The organism is Inediibacterium massiliense, assembly GCF_001282725.1.
In the GTDB taxonomy this organism is placed as follows: Bacteria; Bacillota; Clostridia; order Peptostreptococcales; family Thermotaleaceae; genus Anaerophilus; species Anaerophilus massiliensis.
In genome coordinates this window covers 608,874-631,428 of record NZ_LN876586.1, presented here as the reverse complement: position 1 = coordinate 631,428, position 22,555 = coordinate 608,874, and the positions used below count along the sequence as shown (strand labels likewise).

16 protein-coding genes and 1 riboswitch are annotated in these 22,555 nt (G+C 30.2%); of the genes, 1 reads left to right on the top strand and 15 read right to left on the bottom strand.

Annotation, left to right across the window (positions count from 1 at the left end; genetic code table 11):
* Nucleotides 1-4: 4 nt before the first annotated feature.
* From isdE to BN2409_RS06680, 14 genes are all read right to left on the bottom strand, one after another.
* A complete protein-coding gene (gene isdE, locus BN2409_RS06745) occupies nucleotides 5-898 on the bottom strand; it encodes a heme ABC transporter substrate-binding protein IsdE (RefSeq protein WP_053955876.1) in 894 nt (297 codons plus the stop codon).
* A gap of 115 nt (nucleotides 899-1,013) precedes the next feature.
* Complete coding sequence (locus BN2409_RS06740) at nucleotides 1,014-1,625, bottom strand: NEAT domain-containing protein (protein ID WP_053955875.1); 612 nt, start codon at nucleotides 1,623-1,625, stop codon at nucleotides 1,014-1,016.
* Nucleotides 1,626-1,640: 15 nt separating this feature from the next.
* A complete protein-coding gene (locus BN2409_RS06735) occupies nucleotides 1,641-7,118 on the bottom strand; it encodes an NEAT domain-containing protein (RefSeq protein ID WP_053955874.1) in 5,478 nt (1,825 codons plus the stop codon).
* Between the two features lie 64 nt (nucleotides 7,119-7,182).
* Nucleotides 7,183-7,698, bottom strand: coding sequence for an NEAT domain-containing protein (locus tag BN2409_RS06730; protein WP_053955873.1), 516 nt, complete (start codon nucleotides 7,696-7,698; stop codon nucleotides 7,183-7,185).
* Between the two features lie 465 nt (nucleotides 7,699-8,163).
* Nucleotides 8,164-8,697, bottom strand: coding sequence for a hypothetical protein (locus BN2409_RS06725; RefSeq protein ID WP_053955872.1), 534 nt, complete (start codon nucleotides 8,695-8,697; stop codon nucleotides 8,164-8,166).
* Between the two features lie 17 nt (nucleotides 8,698-8,714).
* The gene (locus BN2409_RS06720) at nucleotides 8,715-9,038 is read right to left on the bottom strand and encodes a nitrous oxide-stimulated promoter family protein (RefSeq protein WP_242847918.1); all 324 of its coding nucleotides are present in this window, start codon (nucleotides 9,036-9,038) and stop codon (nucleotides 8,715-8,717) included.
* 301 nt (nucleotides 9,039-9,339) lie between these two features.
* A complete protein-coding gene (gene purD, locus BN2409_RS06715; RefSeq protein ID WP_053955871.1) occupies nucleotides 9,340-10,602 on the bottom strand; it encodes a phosphoribosylamine--glycine ligase in 1,263 nt (420 codons plus the stop codon).
* Between the two features lie 12 nt (nucleotides 10,603-10,614).
* Nucleotides 10,615-12,144 carry a bifunctional phosphoribosylaminoimidazolecarboxamide formyltransferase/IMP cyclohydrolase gene (gene purH, locus BN2409_RS06710; protein ID WP_053955870.1) on the bottom strand — a complete coding sequence of 510 codons (1,530 nt, stop codon included), beginning with the start codon at nucleotides 12,142-12,144 and terminating at the stop codon, nucleotides 10,615-10,617.
* Entirely contained in the window at nucleotides 12,125-12,772 is a 648-nt protein-coding gene (gene purN, locus BN2409_RS06705; protein ID WP_053955869.1) for a phosphoribosylglycinamide formyltransferase, read from the bottom strand. Before purN ends, purH begins: the two co-directional genes overlap by 20 nt.
* The gene (gene purM, locus BN2409_RS06700) at nucleotides 12,763-13,794 is read right to left on the bottom strand and encodes a phosphoribosylformylglycinamidine cyclo-ligase (protein WP_053955868.1); all 1,032 of its coding nucleotides are present in this window, start codon (nucleotides 13,792-13,794) and stop codon (nucleotides 12,763-12,765) included. Before purM ends, purN begins: the two co-directional genes overlap by 10 nt.
* A gap of 11 nt (nucleotides 13,795-13,805) precedes the next feature.
* Nucleotides 13,806-15,218: an amidophosphoribosyltransferase gene (gene purF / locus BN2409_RS06695; RefSeq protein ID WP_053955867.1), complete on the bottom strand. Its 1,413-nt coding sequence runs from the start codon at nucleotides 15,216-15,218 to the stop codon at nucleotides 13,806-13,808.
* Nucleotides 15,219-15,227: 9 nt separating this feature from the next.
* A complete protein-coding gene (gene purC, locus BN2409_RS06690; protein WP_053955866.1) occupies nucleotides 15,228-15,929 on the bottom strand; it encodes a phosphoribosylaminoimidazolesuccinocarboxamide synthase in 702 nt (233 codons plus the stop codon).
* 13 nt (nucleotides 15,930-15,942) lie between these two features.
* Nucleotides 15,943-16,425 carry a 5-(carboxyamino)imidazole ribonucleotide mutase gene (gene purE, locus BN2409_RS06685; protein ID WP_110942990.1) on the bottom strand — a complete coding sequence of 161 codons (483 nt, stop codon included), beginning with the start codon at nucleotides 16,423-16,425 and terminating at the stop codon, nucleotides 15,943-15,945.
* Between the two features lie 100 nt (nucleotides 16,426-16,525).
* Nucleotides 16,526-17,854 (bottom strand): NCS2 family permease, encoded by a 1,329-nt coding sequence (locus tag BN2409_RS06680; RefSeq protein ID WP_330375397.1) that lies wholly within the window; start codon nucleotides 17,852-17,854, stop codon nucleotides 16,526-16,528.
* A gap of 166 nt (nucleotides 17,855-18,020) precedes the next feature.
* A riboswitch (purine riboswitch) is annotated at nucleotides 18,021-18,122 on the bottom strand.
* A gap of 257 nt (nucleotides 18,123-18,379) precedes the next feature.
* Between BN2409_RS06680 and BN2409_RS06675 the strand changes: the two genes are divergently transcribed.
* A complete protein-coding gene (locus tag BN2409_RS06675) occupies nucleotides 18,380-18,580 on the top strand; it encodes a hypothetical protein (protein WP_053955864.1) in 201 nt (66 codons plus the stop codon).
* A 194-nt stretch (nucleotides 18,581-18,774) separates the two neighbouring features.
* Here BN2409_RS06675 and BN2409_RS06670 read toward each other — a convergent pair whose 3' ends face one another.
* Nucleotides 18,775-22,512 (bottom strand): phosphoribosylformylglycinamidine synthase, encoded by a 3,738-nt coding sequence (locus BN2409_RS06670; protein WP_053955863.1) that lies wholly within the window; start codon nucleotides 22,510-22,512, stop codon nucleotides 18,775-18,777.
* Nucleotides 22,513-22,555 lie beyond the last annotated feature (43 nt).

The window sequence follows — 22,555 nt, the reverse complement described above, 5'->3', positions numbered from 1 at the left end:
TCCTTTATTTTTTGTATAAATATTGTTTCATTTTTTCTAATGACTCTGTTAATTTGATATCTCCTGTTACGCCAAAATATTCTGGATCTAAATCATACACTCTATTTTCTTTGATTGCTTTAAATTTTTCCCATTGAGGATTTTTTTCGAATTCTTCTGCTACTTGTTTTTTTGCTTCCTCTACATATCCATGATACATTTTAAAAATAACATCAGGATTTTCCTTTAATGCAACCTCTAGGGAAAAAGGGACATATGCTCCTTTATATTCTGATTCTACCTTAGATGTAATATTTTCCGCTCCTAATTTTTCAATCAAGCTTCCTGCAAATGATTTTTCAGTAGCAAGCATGAAATGGCCTGGTGCTCCAAACAAAATCATAACCTTCACCCTTTTATTTTGATCTACATCTTTTAATATTTCTTTTTCTTTATTTTCAATCTTTTCTATTAATTTTTTTCCGTTTTCCTCTTTCCCAAATTCTACAGATAGTTCTTTGATGCTTTCCTTTACTGAATCATAGAAATTTAAGTTACAATATTTTGTATGAATACCATTTTGTTGAAATTTATCTCCTATTAATTCTTCCAGTGCACTTGATGTGATGAATACATCTGATTTTAAACTTCTTATTTTTTCTAAATCAGGATTCATAGGTAATCCTACCTCTGGAAGATCTTTTATTTTATCAGATATACCATATTGAGTACTTGGTCTTCCTACCATTTTTATATCCAACTCTGCTAACATCTCAGCTACTGCCACGCTTCCAGCTACTATTCTTGCATCATCCTTTTTGTCTAAATTTTTGCTATCTACTTGTTCTATTTTTGGAGAACAAGCAATAGATATCATGCTTATTACAATCATCATGCATATAGCTAAAAATCTTTTCACTTCTGCTCCCCCTTATTTGTCATGAATAAACTCCATTTTAAGAAAGGAGCTCCTTTCCTAAAATAGAGTTATGATTCAAAGGATCATTATTTTCATTTACTATAAACTCTAGCGCCTATTTTTTTGCTGCTTTTTTATCTGTTGATGGATTATTGCTTATGGCTTTTTCTACTACTTTTGTAATTTCATCTCCTAACTGAACTCTAAATTCAACAGATGCATTTCCCATTGGAATCACATTCATACCTAACTTTATATTAGGTTTTTCACCAGATTTTGAATTTGGTATTTCAAATCTAATAGAGCTATCTGCCTTATTTTTTCCTGCTTCATTTTTTTCTTTATAGGTTTTTAATACTTTAGCAGTATATGCTACTTCCTTGTCCCCAACGTTCACTTTAATATTTTCCATCCAATCACTTCTTGTAAGCTTTATTTCTAGATATCTCTTTTCTTTATTTTGTTTATCTTTAGTTACTTCTAATACAGCTTGTGTATCCATATATTGCCCTGCCATAGACATCTCATTTGATTTTGCTTTTACAGCAGTTACTCCTACATTATATTTTCCAACCTTTAATGGTTCCTTTTCTACTACTTTTTGTACTTTTTGTGTTGCTTTTACTTTACTTACTTGAGCCTTTTGAGCAAAAGCTTGTGTAGATGGCAATAATAATGCTCCCACTACAAAAGTTACTGTACATATTTTTAACATTTTATTTTTCATTTGAATTTCCTCCCTTTATATCTTCTTTTTATCAACATTTGCTTTCTTTGTAATCACCATTTTATTTTCTTCTTTCATCCAGTCCACCCTATACTCAAGGTTTTCTGACATAAATCTTAACGGAACAAAGGTTCTATCATTGATTATTTTGGGTGCTACCTCAAGCTTAATAGACTCTTCACCTATTTCTGCATCCATGGAATCTATATGTAATTGAATTTTCACATCATCCTTACTTAATAAAACACCTCTTGTTTCTTCTTGCCATAAAACATTGATTCCTAATGCTTCGCAAACACCTTTAAGAGGTACTAATGTTCTATTTGTTTCAATCACTGGTGCTACATCTAAAGTTATTTTTTCTGTTCCTTCACTGTTTACTCTATAGATATTTTTTGAGTCTATATATAGATAAACTTTACTTTCAATTTGCTTCATTGTGTTCTTTTTAAGAACTACATTTATAGTCACATATTTCTTTTCTTCATTCTTATTTACTTTTTTATCTTCTTTTATATCTTTGTTTTCCTCTACTAGATCATTTTCATTTGTAAGAATATTAAATTTAATTTTTGAATCTAAGCTAGGTATTTCAAATCGAATAGCTGCAAATTTTTCTTCATTTACTTTAATCTTTTCATTCACATTTTCATATTCTACTTTTTTATCATCTACGATTACTTCCAAGTCTTTTATTGCATCTTTTTCTTTTAGTAATACTTGAACATATTTTTTATCATTCTTCACTTCAAAATCTACTTGATCACTTAAATGTTTTTTAGCTAAAGATAATACAGTATCATATTTGTCTACTACTTCCATACCCATCTCATATAAGCCATCTTTTGTTACACTGGTATTTACTTTTTTCACTAATGTATCTTTTTGTGGTACGATTCTAAAGGTAACTTTTTTATTTTTATCTGCTTGAATGTTCATCTCTGCTATTATTTTTGATTCAAATTCTGGTATTTCAAATTGAACAAAACTATCTGCTTTACCTTCTTCATGTTCTTTGATTGTTTTCATTTCATGTTTGACTGTTTTTCCTTCTACCTTTATTTCTAAGTCTTTAATATCTTTACTATGCTTAAAATACATGATCATATATATTTTTTTATCCTTTACTTTTATATCTACCTTTTCATCTATATAGTCTTTTGCAATAGATGGCTCATCTTGATTTTCTTTTAACACCTTAATAGTAGCTTGATATAAATCATCTTTATTTTTATCTATATTTGAAACTTTTACTGTACTACTATTACTCATACTGCTTTTAGCTTTCTCGCTCATTGTATCTTTTTTAGGAACGATTCTAAATGCTACTCTTGCTTCTCCCATTGGTAATACATTCATATGGAATTTGATTTTGGCATCTAAATTCGGTATTTCAAATTCAACAGTAATATTTTCTCCTTCTTTTGAACTTGTTTTTACTACTTTACGGTCATATTTTACAGATTTTCCATCTACAGTTATATCTATATTTTTCATCCATTCGCTTCTCTTAATATATACTGTAAGGTACTGTTTTCCATCTCTGACTTCAAAACCTGCTTTTTTACCTATATATGCATGTGCCATAGATTGTTCATTGCTATCTTCTTTTAAAACTTCAATTTCTACTCCATCTAAATTCATGTCCTCACCTATTGTAGGATCATCTTTTAATCCATCTAAACTATAATCTAAATCATCTGGATTTGTTGTTTCTTTCATTGAACTTTCATTAAACTTTATTTTAAATTTAGTGAGTACATTTCCCATAAATTCACTTCTTAGGTTTACTTCAATTTCTGAAGATAAATTAGGTATCTCAAATTTAATGGTGCTGACTGTTTTTCCTCCTTCATTCTTAACATTTTGTACATCAAATTTCTTAACACTCCCATCAACCATTACTTTTACATCTTTCATTTTGTCCGTTCTTTTCACAACCAATTTAATATATTTTTTTCCATCTTTTTCTTCATATATAGCTTTTTTACCTAAGAATCTTTCTCCTGTAGATTCTTGATTTGTATCTCCTTTTAATAATTCAACATCTATTTTATAAAATTTGCTTTCTTTATTTCCGTTTGAACCACCTGTATTTCCACCTGTATTTCCACCTGTTGTATCATCTATATAAGCTACAAATTTTGTAAAATGTTTTGTCCAAATAATTAAATCTTTTCCATCATCTATTTTGGTCTCTTGCCATTTCATTTCATTTGCTACCTTTTGAGTATTTTCAGAAAGTGTATGCTCAATCTCTATAATTTTGTCATCTTTTATATATCCTGCTTTTTTACCCGTTTGACCTTTTAGTACTATTCTTACTGCTTGATTAAATTCTAATGTTCCACCTTCAAAGCCTACTTCTACTACTTTTTCTGGTTTTATATTAGTAATCTTTACACTTTCATTTTCTATAAGAGTTGGTAACTTAATTGTTCCATCCCATTTTTCATTTTGAGATTTCACATCAACACCTGTTGGTATTTCTACATTAGCAATATTGGACTCCATTGATATTTTTGGAAGTTTTGCTTGCTTTATTTGACTTTCCTTTTCCACTTTTACTGGTATTTTTACTGTTGCATTTTTTGTATCTCCTACATGAATTTTTAATTCTCCATTTTTGATGATTTCTTCCGTGATCTTAGAAATCACTATATTTTTTTCGTTATCTGAAATTTTTACTTCTGTAGGAGCTGTTACTGATATTTCAATAGATTTTTCTTGATTTTCGTCTTTGTTATATTCTTTGATAATCTTTAGAGAATCTAGATCAAATACTAATCTAAACTTTGGTCTACCTTCTCCCATTCCTCTTGGTACATATACTTGCATGATTGTTGCTTTGTTTATATCTTCTACCTCGAATTCAATGGTCACAGCATTGTTTTTAGAATCTAATTTTCTCTTTACATCTACAAACGCTCCATTACTATTTTCATATTTTAACTCTTCGATCATGTCCATTGTAATAAATTCTGTGCCATTCCAAACCATTTTAGCTATAACTTTTCCATCCTTTACTTTAAGAGTAACAGGTTCTTTGATAAATTGGTTTGTCATGGATGGATCCTCTGAGTCTTCTTTTAATGCTAATGCTAAAATAGTGTACTCTCCATTTTTATTTAATTCTACTTTTTCTTCATATTCTTTAACCTTCTTAATAGTTTCATCATCAAATACAATTTTACCCTCTGCATACCATGGCTCATACATAACTGGTATAGTAAGAATCATCTCTGACTCGATACTTTTAACTTCATATTTTACGAATAAATATTCACCCTCTTTTTTTTCACTATGCTTCATAATTTTTCCATCTATAGAAATTTTATCTATTCTTAATCCAGGTATATCTTTTAGTGCAATCTCAACATATTTTTTTTCGTCTATAATCTGTATCGTTCCTTCATCTTTCATAATCCAATTTAAATCTTCGTTTGAATTGGTTACTTTACCTTCATATTTTATTATATCTTCTCTTATTTTCAGAGTAGCTATAGCCTTTTCTAGATCTTCTGCTATACGACTAATTTCTTCTGTGCCTTTTTTCTCTACATCAATATTTTTTGCTTGATTCAATACTTCTTTATATACTTTATAGCTTTCTTTTGTATAATTTTCTTCTGGGTCTATTTTTGCTTCTATTGCATTTTGCAATCTTCTTATTGCTATTTCTCTTTCTCCATCTGTTTTATCTCCCAAATATTTTGCTGTATCTTTTTGAGGAACTATTCTAAATACTTGTTCAATATCACCCATTGGAATGGCCTTTAAGTGCATTCTAATTTGGACATCTGCCTCTGGGATTTCAAAGCTCATTATACTGTCTGTTTGATTTTTTCCTTTTTCATTTAATTGATCATAGGTTTTCATCACCTTTAACTGGTGAGGAACTTTTTCTCCATTCACTTCTATTTTTATATAGTACATCCAGTCACTTCTCTTTAATGTTACAATGCATGTTTTCTTTCCATTTTTCACTTCAATATTTCCTATTTCTTCTATATAATCTGCTGCCATAGATGCTTCATCTTTTTCTCCATGTAGTCTTTTAAGATTTATTTGATACAATCCATCTTTATCAAAATCTGTATTTGGTTTTTCTTCTTCTACTTTCTTCAATGTATCCTCTTTAATTCTTAAATAAACTGTACACGGTACTGCAAACTCTTCATCTCCATCTGGTAATATTGATCCTTGAAGAATAATTTCTGATTTTTGATTAGGAACCTCAAATTTTATTAATTGATCTGTTACTGTTTCTGATTGTCCATAAGGGTCTTTACAATTTTTTTCTTCTTTACTCTTATACTCTACAACTTTTTCATCTACTTTTATCTCATCAATTTTTGACCATTCACTTTTTCTAAGACGTAGTTCTACATAATGTTTTCCATTCTTTACTTCATATTTTAATTTTTCTCCTATATGCATCCTAGCAAAAGGAGATGGATTTCCTTCTTCATCAGTTGCTTCTTTTTCTACTTCATATAGTCCGTCTTGAATTGTCTCTACTTTTTTTTCTTCTAAATTTTTAATTGCTTCTTCTAATTGTGTTATGCTATTGTTAATTTCTTCTAATTTTGCTTTCTTTAAATCTATATTTTTTGCTTGCTTAAGTGCATTTTCATATGCATTTAAACTTTTTTGTGTATAATTTTCTTTTAATCCTATATCTGTTTTAGTAGTGTTTTGTAATTTTTTTATAGATGCTTCTCTTTCTTCTTTTACTATATCTGCTTTACTTTTTTCTTCGTCATTAGTTTGATCTTCTATTGTTTTGTTTTCTTCTTTGTTTGATTCTATTTTTTCTATCTCTGTTTTTTGTTGCTTTTCTTCTTGAGATACTTTTTCTTCTTCTATTCCTCTACTTTCTTTGTCTACATCTGCTTTATTTTTTTCTTCTTTATTAGAAATTACTTCTTTACTGGCTTTATCTTCTATTGGCTTATTTTCTTCTTTGTTTGATTCTATTTTTTCTTTTTCTTGTTGCTTTTCTTCTTCTGCTTCTTTGCTTTCTTTGTCTTCATCTTCTTTATTTTTTTCTTCTTTTTTAGAGTTTACCTCTTTACTAGCTTTATCTTCTATTGGTTTATTTTCTTCTTTGTTTGATTCTATTTTTTCTTTTTCTTGTTGCTTTTCTTCTTCTGCTTCTTTACTTTCTTTATCTACATCTTCTTTATTTTTTTCTTCTTTTTTAGAGTTTACCTCTTTACTAGCTTTATCTTCTATTGGTTTATTTTCTTCTTTATTTGATTCTATTTTTTCTTCCTCTTTTTTCTGTTGCTTTTCTTTTTCTTGAGTTCCTTGTTCTATATCCTTACTACTTGCATCTACTTCTACATTCTCATTTGTTGAATCTTTACTAGTTTCTTGTACATCTGACTCATTTTCAATAGCTACTACATTTTGGGATACTCCTCCTATTATTAAAGCCATAACTAATAACATACTAATTCCTTTATGTATTCTTTTAAAAATGCTCATTTTGTCTCCCCTTCTTTTTTTATTTTGCCAATGAAACTACTTCAACATCCCCCTAGTAATATTATTAATTTATAAATCTAATACTATCTTGATTGGGTACAACTCTAAATGTCACACTGGATTTAAAAATAATCATCACCTTTACCTTCATGCTTATTGTAATAATTTCCTTCTCATTTGGTATTTCAAAAGTTATTCCTTTTATTTCATTTACTTGTTTATAAGGTACTTTTCTTCCATTTATATTTACTTCAATATCTTCCATATCCTCAAAATGTTTGGAAAATGTTAATGTCATTTCTTTATGTTTTCCTCCATTGGATACTTTGATTTGTGCCTTTGAATTTAAATATTTATTTGCCATAGATGTGCTATCACTATTTTCTTTTAATGCCTTTACATCTATTTCGTATATTCCATCTCTATCTAAAAGAGAACTATTTATTTGTACTTTAGATAAATGGCTTGTATGTCCTATGGCACTAGCTATTTGACCTACCCCTCCAAATACTAGTAAAATTGCTAGCATACTTATGATGAAATTTTTTCCTTTTTTATTGATTTTCTTTAATATAAACATAAAATCTCTCCTTTTGTTTTTTATTTTTTAATTTAACTTCAAATAAAATAGTTTAATTTTACCGAGGGATGTTATACACTCCATTTAATTATGCAGATACATATACCTACTATTATTCCATATAGTCACTCCTTTGCCATATATTTCATAATTTGGTTTTATTATATCATCATTGATATTCGTTTTCAATTACTATTAATTATTATTATTATTTCTTTTTTATAATATTTATTCTTATTTGTAGGAATTTTGTAAGATTGCTGTCTATTTATCCATTTTCATCATTACCTCAACAATAAAAAAGTCTTTCTTAGACAGATTTATTAAGTAGCCTTTATTGAAATTTATTACACAAATTGTGAATATAAAATTTACCAATAGACCATATTTTCCTATGTATTATAAAAAAATCTTCCTTTAGAAATTCTAAAGGAAGATTTTTTACAAATATTTAATATTTTATATTTAACATTTTTGACTAAACACTCTTGAAGGTAATAATTTTAATGCTACATATGATCCAAATACACCTAAGCCATATATAATTAATGAAATAATAAGTAGCATCTCATATCCTCCATCTAATGCAAAAGCTTTATTACCAGTTATATATACCCCTACTAAAAATGAATTGATTAAACTACACATTGGATACAATCCTACAGATAACATTATTTTGTTAGTAGAATTATAGTTCTTAAACAATATTTTAGATAATAGATCTGAAAATATTCCAGAGGCTAATATAGCTAACCCCATAAAAATAGATATACCCGACATAATCATTCCAAATACAAAGCTTATTGCAGACAATACTCCTATTTTTTTTATTTTATATATAGGCATAGTAAGTATAAACCCTAAAAAAGGTGAAAACATTATAAATTTTGATCCTGGAATAGGTAAAAAACTTCCAGCCACATACAAAACATATCCAATAGCAACCATCATAGCTGCTGTAATTCCAATTAAAGTTATTTCTTTGACACTAAACTTCATCTCATCACCTCAAAGTTTTATTTGATAAACATATGAAATAAATGTGCAATCACCCCTTTCGGATCAATCCATAACATACGAATACCTGAATACCTCATCACTTTTTTTATATTTTCTTTCATGTTTTTTTCATAACAATGAATTTTACATTGTTTACAAGGCTGTTTATTCTCTTGAAATGGACATTTATCTAATCTCATCCTTGAATACTCTAATAATTCTTTGCAATCTTTACATAATGCATTTTTAAATGAGTGATTTCCTTTACAATAAATATAAATCATTTTTTCAATCATTTTCTTTTCTTCTTCAATTTTTTGATTCACTTTTATGTTACTCACTTCCTTTCCTACTTATATTCCAATATAACCCATTTATTACATTTTTACAACAAAAAAACACCTGCAATTCTATGCAGGTATTACAAACTATCAACAAACTTTATTTATGTAAAGTCATAAAAAATTAGGAACCATTATTGAGAATTTGTGAAAATATAGAATAAGCGAGAAAATGCTTAGCATTACACTGTTTGAGCAAAGCGAGCTTGTAATGCTATTTTCGAGAGTTTCGTTATATTTTCCAAATTCGAAAATAGGTGATATTTTTTATTGCTTTGTCATAAATATAACACCTGCAATTCTATGCAGGTGTTATCACTTTCCCTATATCTTTTCTATAATGCATCTCTTCAAAGGATATCTTAGAAACATCTTTATAAGCTTTTTCTCTAGCTTCTTCTACAGTTTTTCCACAAGCCATAACTCCTAGGACTCTTCCTCCATTGGTAAAAACTTCTCCATCCTTTTCTTTTGTTCCAGCATGAAATACAATAGAATCTTTTATATCATCTAATCCATATATTACTTTTCCTTTTTCGTAATCTTCTGGATATCCACCTGAGGCTACAACTACACAAACTGTTTTTTCTTCTCTCCATAAGATAGATTGTTGATCTAATTTTTCATCTATTATACTTTCCATAATATCTATCAAATCTGTTTTTAATCTTGGAAGAATGACCTGAGTTTCTGGATCTCCAAATCTTACATTAAACTCTAATACCTTAATACCTTTATTTGTAATCATCAGCCCTATAAATAAAATTCCTTTAAAATCTAATTGATCTTTTTGAAAGCCTTCTATAATAGAACTTAATATCATCTTTTGTACTTCTTCTTGAAATCCTTCATTATCTAAAAAGCTTGGAGAATAACTTCCCATGCCACCTGTATTTGGTCCTTGGTCTTTATCATATACCTTTTTATAATCTTGTGCACTAACCATGGGTACAATAGTCTTTCCATCTACAAAACATAATATAGAAGCTTCTATTCCTGTTAAGTACTCTTCTATGACTATTTTGGCTCCTGCTTGCCCAAACTTTTTCTCTTTCATCATCTCTTCTAACGCTGTCATAGCCTCTTCTTTATTTTGAGCAATGACAACTCCTTTTCCTGCTGCCAATCCATCCGCTTTCAAAACTACTGGATATCCAAATTTATCTATATTCTCTTTTGCTTTTTCAAAATCTGTGTATTCTTCATATTGAGCAGTAGGAATACTGTGTCTCATTAAAAAATCTTTTGTATAAGCTTTACTTCCCTCAAGACGTGCACACTTTTTATTTGGTCCAAATATTTTCAGTCCATGACTTTGAAACTTGTCTACAATTCCTAGAACGAGTGGTACTTCAGGTCCTACAATAGTCAAATCGATTTTATTTTCCTTAGCAAATTTTAAAAGTCCTTCTATATCATAATCTTTTATATCTACAATTTGTGCTAAATCTTTTATTCCAGCATTTCCTGGAGCACAATAAATCTTTTTTACTTTTGGACTTTGACTGATTTTATATATAATCGCATGCTCTCTTCCGCCGCTTCCTATCACCAATACATTCATCGGTACTCCTCCTTAGTGTTTAAAATGTCTCATGGAAGTAAATACCATAGCTATTCCATATTCATTAGCCATTTTTATAGATTCTTCATCTCTTATAGAGCCTCCTGGCTGAATGATTGCTGTTACTCCTGCTTTTGCAGCTTCCTCTACACAATCTGAAAATGGGAAAAATGCATCAGAAGCTAGTACACTTCCCTTGACCTCTTCATTAGATTGTTTGATAGAATTTTCTACGGCCCATATTCTATTTACTTGCCCTGGTCCGATTCCTATTGTCTTTTGATCCTTTACAAGAACAATTCCATTAGATTTAATATGTTTTACAACCTTGAGTCCAAATAAAAGATCTTTCATTTCTTTTTCTGTAGGAATTCTTTCTGTTACTACTTTTATATCCTCTATTAAATCATGATCTATTTCTTGAATCAAAATTCCTCCATTAACTTTTTTCATATCTAGTGAACCTTTAGACTGTTTTACACTTATATTTGGAAGCTTTACTATTCTTATATTTTTCTTAGATTGTAAAATTTCTAGTGCATCTTCATCAAAATCTGGAGCTATTACTATTTCTATAAATATTTTATTGATTTCCTCTGCTGTTTTTTTATCAATCTTTCTATTGGCTGCAATAATCCCTCCAAATATAGAAACAGAGTCACATTCATAGGCTTTTATATAAGCATCATAAATATCATAGCCACTTCCAACTCCACAAGCATTTGTATGTTTTACTGCCACTACAGTAGGTTCTTCATATTCTTTTAAAAGCTCTAATGCTCCATTTGTATCATTTATATTATTAAAGGATAGCTCTTTTCCATGAAGCTTTGTAGCTTCTATTAAAGAACCTTCTTTTCTTCCTACTTCTTTATAAAAAACCGCCTTTTGATGAGGATTCTCTCCATATCTTAAATCTTGTACTTTTTCGTAAGTCAATGTAAGGGTATTTGGAAGATCTCCATTGATTTCTTTTCTTAAATACTCAGATATGAGTGCATCATAATGGGCTGTATGTTCAAATACTTTAAGGGCTAGTCTATATTTTGTATCATAAGAAATTTCACCTTGTTTCATTTCATGGATTACATTTTCATAATCATCAGGATTACATACTACCACTACATCTTTATGATTCTTAGCAGCAGATCTAAGCATAGTAGGCCCACCAATATCTATATTTTCAATAGCTTCTTCTAATGTTACATCTTCTTTGCTGATGGTTTCTTTAAAAGGATATAAGTTAATGACTACTAGATCAATAGGTGTAATATTTAAATCTTTAAGTTGATTCATATGATTTTCATCATCTCTTCTTGCAAGCAACCCTCCATGAACAGCAGGATGAAGAGTTTTTACTCTTCCATCTAAACACTCAGGAAAATTTGTAATCTCTGATATTCCTATAACTCTAATTTCATTTTCCTTTAGAACCTTTGCTGTTCCCCCAGTTGATATAATTTCTATATTCATATCTTGTAATTTTTTTGCAAATTCTACAATTCCTCTTTTATCCGAAACACTAATGAGTGCACGTTTCATTCTTTAATCCCCCTATTCTTACTTTTCTTCCCTCTACTTTTATTCTTCCTTCACAAAAGTATTGAACTGCCAAGGGAAGAATTTCATGCTCCACCTTCAAAACTCTTTCTGCTAAAGAATCTACAGTATCTTCTTCTTTAACCATTACACTTTTTTGCATAATTACAGGACCTGTATCTGTTCCTTCATCTACAAAATGAACTGTGGCCCCTGTTATTTTTGCGCCATACTCTAAGACCCCTTCATGAACCTTTTTTCCGTAAAAGCCTTTCCCACAAAAGCTTGGAATCAAAGATGGATGAATGTTGATGATTTTATTTTTATATAGTTTTACTAATTTTTCATCTAATATACTCATATATCCTGCAAGTACTATCAAATCAATATTTTTCTCTTTTAAAATCTCTATTATTTTTTCGTTTCTTTCATTTATATCTGGGAAATTTTTCTTACCTATATAAATACTTGCTATTCCGTGCTTTTCTCCTCTTTTTAGTGCATAAGCTTTCTCATTACTAGAGAGAATGATTTGTATTTTCCCATCTATATTTTTCTTTCCTATTTCATCTATAAGAGCTTGGAGGTTTGTTCCTCCTCCTGATACAAACGCAGCAATATTTATTGACATAAATTCACCCCATGGCCTTTAACTACACTTCCCATAACATAAGCTTTTTCATTCTTTAGATCTTCCATGATATGATCTACATCTTCTTTGTCTACTACAAGAATCATACCGATTCCCATATTAAAGGTAGCAAACATATCTTCTTGTTTGATATTTCCAAGCTTTTGCATACATTTAAAAATAGGTAGGACATGGAAACTTCCAAGTTCTACATTCACGCCTAACCCTTCAGGAATGATTCTTGGAATATTTTCATAAAATCCTCCACCTGTCATATGAACCATTCCTTTAATAGAATGTTTATCTATTAATTTCATCACTACATCTGTATAAATACGAGTAGGTTTTAAAAGTTCTTCTCCTAAAGTACATTCTAATTCTTCTATATATTGATCTAGTTTATAATCTAATGTATCAAAGAAAAGCTTTCTCACTAAAGAATACCCATTACTATGAATACCGCTTGAAGAAATGCCTATAAGCACATCTCCCTCTTTTATTTTTGATCCATCTATAATTTTTTCTCGATCTACAATACCTACTGCAAAGCCTGCCATATCATATTCCCCATCTGAATAAAATCCTGGCATCTCTGCTGTTTCTCCTCCAATTAAAGAACATTGTCCTTTTAAGCATCCATCTGCTATTCCTTTTACAATATCAGCTACCTTTTCTGCCTCTAATTTTCCTGTAGCCACATAATCTAAGAAAAATAACGGCTTTGCTCCTTGACACAATATATCATTCACACACATAGCCACACAATCTTGTCCTACTGTATCATGCTTGTCCATCATAAAAGCAATTTTTAATTTTGTTCCTACTCCATCTGTCCCAGATACAAGCACAGGATTTTTATATTCTTTTAGATCTAATGAAAATAATCCTCCAAATCCACCAAGACCACATAATACATTTTTTGAAAAAGTCTTTTGTACATGCTCTTTCATAAGATGAACAGCTTTTGCTCCTTCTGACACATCTACCCCTGCATCCTTATACGTAAGTGATTTTTCCATCATATCCTGTCCTCCTACTTCTTTTCAAATAAATACTTATTTCCTGACTTAGGAACTTCCATTGGATAATCTCCACTAAAACATGCACTGCACAAATCATTTTTCATACAAGTAGAATTTAATAGTCCTTCAATACTTAAATATCCAAGACTATCTGCTCCGATCATTTGTCTAATCTCTTCTACAGAATGAACAGCTCCTACTAAATTTTTTCTAGATGGAGTGTCAATTCCAAAATAACAAGAATACTTTACAGGAGGAGAACATACCCGTACATGAACCTCTTTTGCTCCTGCATTTTTTAACATTTCTACAATCTGGCCACTAGTGGTTCCTCTTACAATTGAATCATCTACCATAACCAATCTTTTCCCCTCAATGTTTTCTTTCAATACATTGAGCTTCATTTTTACACTTCTTTCTCTCATCTTTTGATCAGGTTGTATAAATGTTCTTCCTACATATCTATTTTTAATAAGTCCTTCTCCAAAAGGAATCTTTGATTCTTGAGCATATCCAATAGCTGCAACCGTTCCTGAATCTGGAACTGCAATGACTAAATCCGCATCTACTGGATACTCCCTTGCAAGCATCATCCCTGCATTTTTTCTGCTGATATATACACTTTGTCCATCTATAATGCTATCTGGTCTTGCAAAATAAACAAATTCAAAGGAACATAATGATTTTTTTTCATTACACTTATATTGAATGCTTCTAATTTCATCATTTTCAATGATCACCATCTCACCAGGTTCTACATCTCTTATAAAAGTTGCTCCTAAAACTCCAAAAGCACAGCTTTCTGATGATAATACATACCCTCCATCAATTTTTCCTATACATAAAGGTCTAAGTCCATTAGGATCTCTTACTCCTATCAATTTATTTTGATAGGTAATTACCAATGCATAAGCACCTTTTATTTGACTCATAGTTTCTTTGATTGCATTTTCTATTCCTAATTTATTTTTTCTTGCAATCATATTTGCAATGACTTCACTATCTATAGAAGTTTGGAAGATTACTCCTTCATCTTCAAGCTCTTCTCTTATTTCTCCTGCATTAATAAGATTTCCATTGTGAGCTAAAGCAATAGCTCCTCCTTTATGATGAACTACTAATGGCTGAGCATTGGTCACATAACTTTCTCCAGTAGTAGAATATCTTACATGACCTATGGAAATATCTCCTTGCAACCTTTGTATAATTTTATCTGAAAATACTTCTTGCACAAGCCCCATCTCTTTATAATAATGAATCTCTCCACCATGATTAGCAGCAATTCCGGCACTTTCTTGCCCTCTATGTTGAAGAGCATGTAGTCCAAAATAAACCATTTGAGATATGTTTTCTCCTTTAGGAGCATACACTCCTAAAACTCCACATTCTTCTTTTAATTTATCTAAATTTATTCCATTATACATGGCTACCTCCTATTGAAGTCTAGCTAAAACTTCTTGATAAGTGGATTCTACATCTCCTAAATCTCTTCTAAATCTATCTTTATCCATTTTTTTATTTGTTTTCACATCCCATAATCTACAAGTATCTGGAGAGATTTCATCTGCTAAAATCACTTGTCCATCAAAAGTACCAAATTCTAATTTAAAATCTATTAATTTCATTCCTTTTTCTAAAAAATATTCTTTTAAAGTTTCATTTACTTTCATAGTATATTCTTTTACTATATCTATTTGATCTTGTGTTGCAAGATTCATTGCAAGTACATGATCATCATTGATCATTGGATCTCCTAGATCATCATTTTTATAACAAAATTCAAATATAGTATGGGAAAGAGCAGTTCCTTCTTCTATTCCTAATCTTTTAGATAATGAACCTGCCGCTACATTTCTTACGATTACTTCAAGGGGTAATATTTTTACAGCCTTTACAAGCATTTCTCTATCACTTAAAAGTTCTTCAAAATGAGTAGGTATTCCTTTTTCTTCTAACATCTTAAAAAGTAGAGCTGACATTTTATTATTAATGACTCCTTTATCTGCAATGGTACCTTTTTTTTGTCCATTAAAAGCTGTTGCATCATCCTTATATTCTACAATATATCTTTTTTCGTCATCTGTTTTATATACCTTTTTTGCTTTTCCTTCATATAACATTTCTAATTTTTTCATATTGATCTCCTCCTTATCTATTTAAAAAAGCTTCATCTTTTTTTATGACTTCTTTTTCTTGTTCTTCTCTAAATTTCTTAAGCTTCTCTTTTAAAAGATCATATTTTAAAGACAACATCTGTATAGCTAGCAGTGCTGCATTTTCAGCTCCATTAATAGCCACTGTCGCAACTGGAATTCCCTTTGGCATTTGCACAATGGATAATAAAGAATCTAATCCATCCATAGTAGATGATTTGATAGGAAGTCCTATAACTGGTAATGTTGTAAAAGACGCTAATACTCCTGGAAGGTGAGCAGCTTTTCCTGCTGCCCCTATAATCACTTCAAATCCATTATTTTCTGCTTCCTTAGCAAAGGTAGCAGCGCGCTCTGGTGTTCTATGAGCAGATATGACTCTTACATTTACTTCTACTCCAAAATCCTTTAGTACTTTTTCTGCATTTTCTACTACTTTATAATCTGAATCACTACCCATAATAATTGCAACTTTCATAAACATCCTCCTTTATCACACCATTTATTTTTTAAATATTCTCACTTTAGTTTGAAGGAAAAAGCCCGATATAGACGCATCTATTTCGGGCTATTTGATTTTAACCTGCTATATGCTTTGCAATAAATAAGACTGTTACTACATACATCATAGGATGAATTTCTTTATTTTTTCCTGTTAAAGCTTTTAAGAATACATAAGAAATTACTCCAAATACTAATCCTTCTGCAATACTATAAGCTAATGGCATCATGATAATCGTTAAAAAAGCAGGAATTGCTTCTGTAAAATCATCAAAATTGATTTTTAAAATAGGACTCATCATAAACATTCCAACTAAAATCAATACAGCAGAAGTAGCTTGTGGTGGAACAGATGTGAATACTGGAGCAAGTATAGTAGATCCTAAGAAAAGTACTCCTGTTGTAACGGCACTAAGACCTGTTCTTCCTCCCTCAGCAACTCCTGATGCACTTTCAACAAAAGTTGTTACTGTACTGGTTCCCATCATAGCACCTACTGTAGTACCGATAGCATCTGCAAATAAAGCTTGCTTTGCATTTGGAATCTTTCCATCTTTATCTAACATATTTGCTTTTGTAGATACTCCAATTAAAGTTCCTAATGTATCAAATAAGTCTACAAACAAGAAAGTAAATACTACAACAACCATGTCCCAAGAAAAAATTTGATCTGTTCCAACAAATTTCCAAAATATAGGTTCAATAGATGGAGGCATACTTATCAATGTATCAGGAACGATAGTTTTTCCAATAAAAACTCCGGCCAAAGTAATAATCATCATTCCAAATAATAAAGCACCTTTTACATTCTTGATAAGTAGTATTCCCGTAATAATAATTCCTATTAATGTTAATAGTACTGCTGGATCTTTTACATTTCCAAGACCTACTAAAACTGCATCATTTTTTACAATCACTCCTGCCCCTTGAAAACCTATAAAAGCTATAAATAATCCGATTCCAACACTTACTGCATTTTTAATAACTGGAGGCATTCCATTGATAATAGCTTCTCTAACATTTGTTAAAGTAAGTATAATAAAAATAATTCCTTCGATTAAAACTGCTGTTAGAGCAAACTGCCAACTATATCCCATTGTTAAACATACAGTAAAAGCAAAGAAAGCATTTAGTCCCATTCCAGGTGCCAATGCAAAAGGTAAATTTGCTAAAAAACCCATTAAAAATGTAGCAAAAGCTGCTGATATGGCAGTAGCAGTAAATACAGCTCCCTTATCCATTCCTGTCTTACTTAAAATATCAGGATTAACTACAAGAATATATGCCATTGTCATAAAAGTAGTAATACCTGCCAAAATTTCAGTTCTTACAGTAGTTTTTCTTTCTGAAAGCTTAAAGATATTTTCAAGCATTCCAGCATTTGTTTTTTTGTTTGTAAATTCCAACCTGATCTCCTCCTTAAATTGGATTATTTTTACTGTAGTGAAAAAAACGAAACCCGAACAGGAAGGTTTTATGAAGTGAAACCTCCCCGTCCGGGCTTTTCTCCCCACGGTGTAGTATTACAAAAGTAATACTCGTATCACTTGGACCTGTCGCTTTCGCCGGAACCCTAGATACGCTTTCACCCATAGTCAAGCAATTTACGGTTGCTTGGTAGATACTTTCGGACCCTATTACCGAAATTATACGAGTAGATCATCAATTGTCGTGTTCTTGTTTCACTATTATATTATCAAATGACTTTGAAAAGGTCAATACTTTTTTCGAATATTTTTTGTATTATTTATAGATTGATATGTTTATATACGAACATTTTGTTTTTGTTTTTTATCTAAAGTTCGAATTATATTTTCTATTCAACATAAAACAATCCATATAATTTTAGTCTTCCCTATAAATAACAAAAGGATTCTTATCTCTTTTCTAGAATCTACTTAGTATATCATTATATAAAAGGAGTTGATCATATGGTTCAAGCAATTATAGAAAAAAAATTCAAAGAATTACTTATAGCGAGAAAAAAGAAGCAATTATACGATTTTCGTAATGAATTAAAAAAAGAATTAGAATCTGCTTTAAATAACCCTAGAATACATAGAGAAAAAGAAGACATGAAAAATTTAATTCATGCAATAGAAACTCAATACAGTATGAATTTTTTTAATTAAAATCATCTTCCTTTTTAAGTATTTATAAATATACTTTTTTGAAATACATACCTAAAAATATAGACTTATTTATAATCTTACCAAGTACATCATTTGTACCTTAGTTTTCATTCTACTTTATACAGTCTAAGTTTTATGAGCATTCCCTATGTATGATAAAAATCACATGTTCCTATAGGAACATGTGATTTTTTTTATTTAAAATAATCTACTCCTGCTTTAAATATACTTTGATCTTTATTTCCATCTATATTGATGGCTGTATATTCTTTCATTCTTTCTGTATGACCCATTTTTCCAAAAATCCTTCCATCAGGACTTGTAATTCCTTCTACTCCATAGAAAGATCCATTTGGATTGTAAGGCATTTTATGGGTTGCATTTCCATTCATATCTACATATTGAGTAGCAATTTGACCATTTTGAACCATTTTTTTCATTTCTACTTCATTTGCTACAAATCTTCCTTCTCCGTGAGATACAGCTACTGTATGAATCTCTCCTACTTTTGTGTAACTCATCCATGGAGAAAGATTTGAAACTACTTTTGTTCTAACTATAGTAGATACATGTCTTCCTATATTGTTAAAAGTAAGAGTAGGTGCATCACATGATGTCTCTTTAATTTCTCCATAAGGAAGGAGTCCAAGTTTTATCAGTGCCTGAAATCCATTACATATACCAATCATTAAGCCATCTCTATTTTTGAGTAAATCCATTACAGCATTTTTTACTTTTTCATTTCTAAATATGGTTGCAATAAATTTTCCAGAACCATCTGGTTCATCTCCTGCACTAAATCCTCCTGGTAAAGCTATAATTTGTGAATTTTTTATATGATTGACCATATATTCAATAGATTCTTCTATATCTTTTGGTGTTAAATTTTTAAATACTAAAGTTTCTGCTACTCCTCCTGCTTCTTCAAAGACTCTTTGAGTATCATATTCACAATTTGTTCCTGGAAATGCTGGAATAAATATTCTAGGTTTCGCCAATTTTATAGATGCTTTCTTACAAATTCCCTTTTCAAAAGAAATATCTTTAATTTCTCCTTCTTCTTTTTTATAAGTTGGAAAAACACTTTCTAATGGTTCTTCCCATTCTTTTACTATTTTTTCTAATGAAACTTGAATATGATTGATTAAAATATTTTCATTTTGTTGAGTCGTTCCCAATACTTCATAATTTATACCTTTTAGTGATGAAATATTTTCAGAATCCATCTCTAAAATAAATGATCCATAATTAGGAGCAAATAACTCATTTTCATTCATTTCTTTTTCAAATACCACTCCTATTTTATTCCCAAAAGCCATTTTACTAATTGCAGAAGCGATTCCTCCTATCCTTATAGATTGAATAGATAGAATCTTTTTGCTTTGAACCAATTCATGTATTTTTTCAAAATTTCTTTTTAATTCTTCAAAATCTATCAATTCATTTTCATTTCTTTTTGCTGGAATATATATCAATTTACTTCCTATTTTTTTGATTTCTGGAGAAATAACATTTCTAATATCTACAGTACTTACTGCAAAAGCTGCTAGTGTCGGAGGTACAGTTATATCTTTAAAAGTTCCTGACATACTATCTTTTCCACCTATAGCAGGTGTTTCAAATTCTTTTTGTGCCAAATATGCTCCTAATAAAGCACTAAAAGGTTTCCCCCACTTTTTAGGATCTTTATCTAGTTTTTCAAAATACTCTTGAAAAGACAAACGTACTTTCTTATAATCTCCACCCATAGCAACTATTCTCGATATAGCTTCTACTACTGCATACAAAGCTCCATGAAAAGGACTCCATTTTCCAATTTTAGGATTATATCCATAGCTCATTAAACTTCCTGTAGTAGTATCTTTATGCATAACAGGAATCTTAGCAGCCATTCCTTCTGCTGGAGTGAGTTGATATTTTCCTCCTAGTGGCATTAAAACAGTTCCTGCTCCTATAGTACTATCAAATCTCTCTATCAATCCCTTTTGACTGGCTATATTAAGATCTTTAAGATTTTTAATCCAAGCTTTTTCTAAATCTTTTTCTTCTATATTATTTGTAAAGTAATTATTTTCTTTATCTAAAGATTGCACACTAACTAAAGTTTTTTGTTTCACTCCATTTGTATCTAAAAATTCTCTAGAGATATCTAAAATAATTTTTCCTTTCCATTTCATCACAAGTCTACCTGTATCTGTAACCTTTGCTACAACAGTTGCTTCTAGATTTTCTTCATTAGAAAGGTTGATAAACTTCTTTGCATCTTCTTTTTTTACGACTACAGCCATTCTTTCTTGAGATTCAGATATGGCAATTTCTGTTCCATCTAATCCATCATATTTTTTAGGTACTTGATCTAAATCTATTTCTAAGCTATCCGTAAGCTCTCCGATTGCAACAGATACTCCACCTGCTCCAAAATCATTACATCTTTTGATCATTTTACTTACAATTGGATTTCTAAATAATCTTTGAATTTTTCTTTCTGTTGGAGCATTTCCCTTTTGTACCTCTGCTCCACAATTTAAAATGGATTCTTCATCATGCTCCTTAGAAGATCCTGTAGCTCCTCCTACACCATCTCTTCCCGTTCTTCCTCCTACTAAAATAATTACATCTCCTAAAGCAGGATTTTCTCTTACTACATTTTCTTTTGGTGCTGCTGCAATTACTGCACCTACTTCCATTCTTTTGGCTACAAAATCCTCATCATAAACTTCAGCAACAGCTCCTGTAGCAAGTCCAATTTGATTTCCATAAGAACTATATCCTGCTGCTGCTTGGGTAGTAATTTTTCTTTGAGGCAATTTTCCATCTAATGTATCTTTTATATCTAATCTTGGGTCTGCACTTCCTGTTAGACGCATAGCTTGATAGACATAACTTCTTCCTGATAAAGGATCACGAATAGCTCCTCCTAAACAAGTTGCAGCTCCTCCAAAAGGTTCTATTTCTGTAGGATGATTATGTGTTTCATTTTTAAACATCAAAAGCCAGTCTTCCTCAGTTCCTTCTACATCTACTTTAATATTGATACTACATGCATTAATTTCATCTGAAACATCCAAATCATCTAATTTTCCTTTTTTTCTAAGCTCTTTCATACCAATAGTTGCTAAATCCATCAGATTCATATCTCGATCTTTATCTTCATATACATATTTTCTTGAAGAAAGATATTCATCATATACTTTTTGTATAAATGGCTCTTCTATTTGTACTTTTTCTATTTCAGTCATAAAAGTAGTATGTCTACAATGATCTGACCAATAAGTATCTATGACTTTTAATTCAGTAATGGTTGGGTTTCTTTTTTCTTCTTTAAAATATTTTTGACAAAATAATAAATCTTCAAAGCTCATGGCAAAGCCCATATGATTTTTAAAGTCCATTAGATCTTTTTCACTTTTTTCCAAAAAATCATGGATGACTTCTACATTTTCTGGATTTTGAGTCTGCATTTTTAAAGAATCTGGTTTGTTTAGTTCTGCTTCTCTAGAATCTACTGGGTTGATACAATACTCTTTTATTTTTTTCAATTCATCTTGTGTCATATCTGCCTTTACTAGAATAATCTTCGCTGTGTTTATATGAGGTTTTTCCTTTTGAGTAAATATTTGAACACATTGCTCTGCTGAATCTGCTCTTTGATCATATTGACCTGGAAGATATTCAATTCCAAAAGCTTTTTCTTCATCTCCTATAGGAAAAACTTCATCATACACATCATCTACATTTGGTTCTGAAAAAATAGTATTTTTAACTTTTTTATATTCTTCTGCTGAAATTCCTTCTATATCATAACGATTTAAAATTCTTAAATTTTCTAATTTATTTATCCCTAAATTTTGTTTAACATCTTCTAGTAAATTTTTTGCTTCTATATCGAAACCTTCTTTTTTTTCCACATAAATTCTTTTGATGGCACTCATATTATCCCACCTTTTTTCTTTTAGTATTTACAATTTGATTGTA

Coding starts and splice junctions, on each gene's coding strand:
- BN2409_RS06740 (WP_053955875.1), bottom strand. CDS start 1,625: ATGAAAAATAAAATGTTAAAAATATGTACAGTAACTTTTGTAGTGGGA.
- BN2409_RS06735 (WP_053955874.1), bottom strand. CDS start 7,118: ATGAGCATTTTTAAAAGAATACATAAAGGAATTAGTATGTTATTAGTT.
- BN2409_RS06730 (WP_053955873.1), bottom strand. CDS start 7,698: ATGTTTATATTAAAGAAAATCAATAAAAAAGGAAAAAATTTCATCATA.
- BN2409_RS06725 (WP_053955872.1), bottom strand. CDS start 8,697: ATGAAGTTTAGTGTCAAAGAAATAACTTTAATTGGAATTACAGCAGCT.
- purD (WP_053955871.1), bottom strand. CDS start 10,602: ATGAATGTATTGGTGATAGGAAGCGGCGGAAGAGAGCATGCGATTATA.
- purH (WP_053955870.1), bottom strand. CDS start 12,144: ATGAAACGTGCACTCATTAGTGTTTCGGATAAAAGAGGAATTGTAGAA.
- purN (WP_053955869.1), bottom strand. CDS start 12,772: ATGTCAATAAATATTGCTGCGTTTGTATCAGGAGGAGGAACAAACCTC.
- purM (WP_053955868.1), bottom strand. CDS start 13,794: ATGATGGAAAAATCACTTACGTATAAGGATGCAGGGGTAGATGTGTCA.
- purF (WP_053955867.1), bottom strand. CDS start 15,218: ATGTATAATGGAATAAATTTAGATAAATTAAAAGAAGAATGTGGAGTT.
- purC (WP_053955866.1), bottom strand. CDS start 15,929: ATGAAAAAATTAGAAATGTTATATGAAGGAAAAGCAAAAAAGGTATAT.
- purE (WP_110942990.1), bottom strand. CDS start 16,425: ATGAAAGTTGCAATTATTATGGGTAGTGATTCAGATTATAAAGTAGTA.
- BN2409_RS06675 (WP_053955864.1), top strand. CDS start 18,380: ATGGTTCAAGCAATTATAGAAAAAAAATTCAAAGAATTACTTATAGCG.
- BN2409_RS06670 (WP_053955863.1), bottom strand. CDS start 22,512: ATGAGTGCCATCAAAAGAATTTATGTGGAAAAAAAAGAAGGTTTCGAT.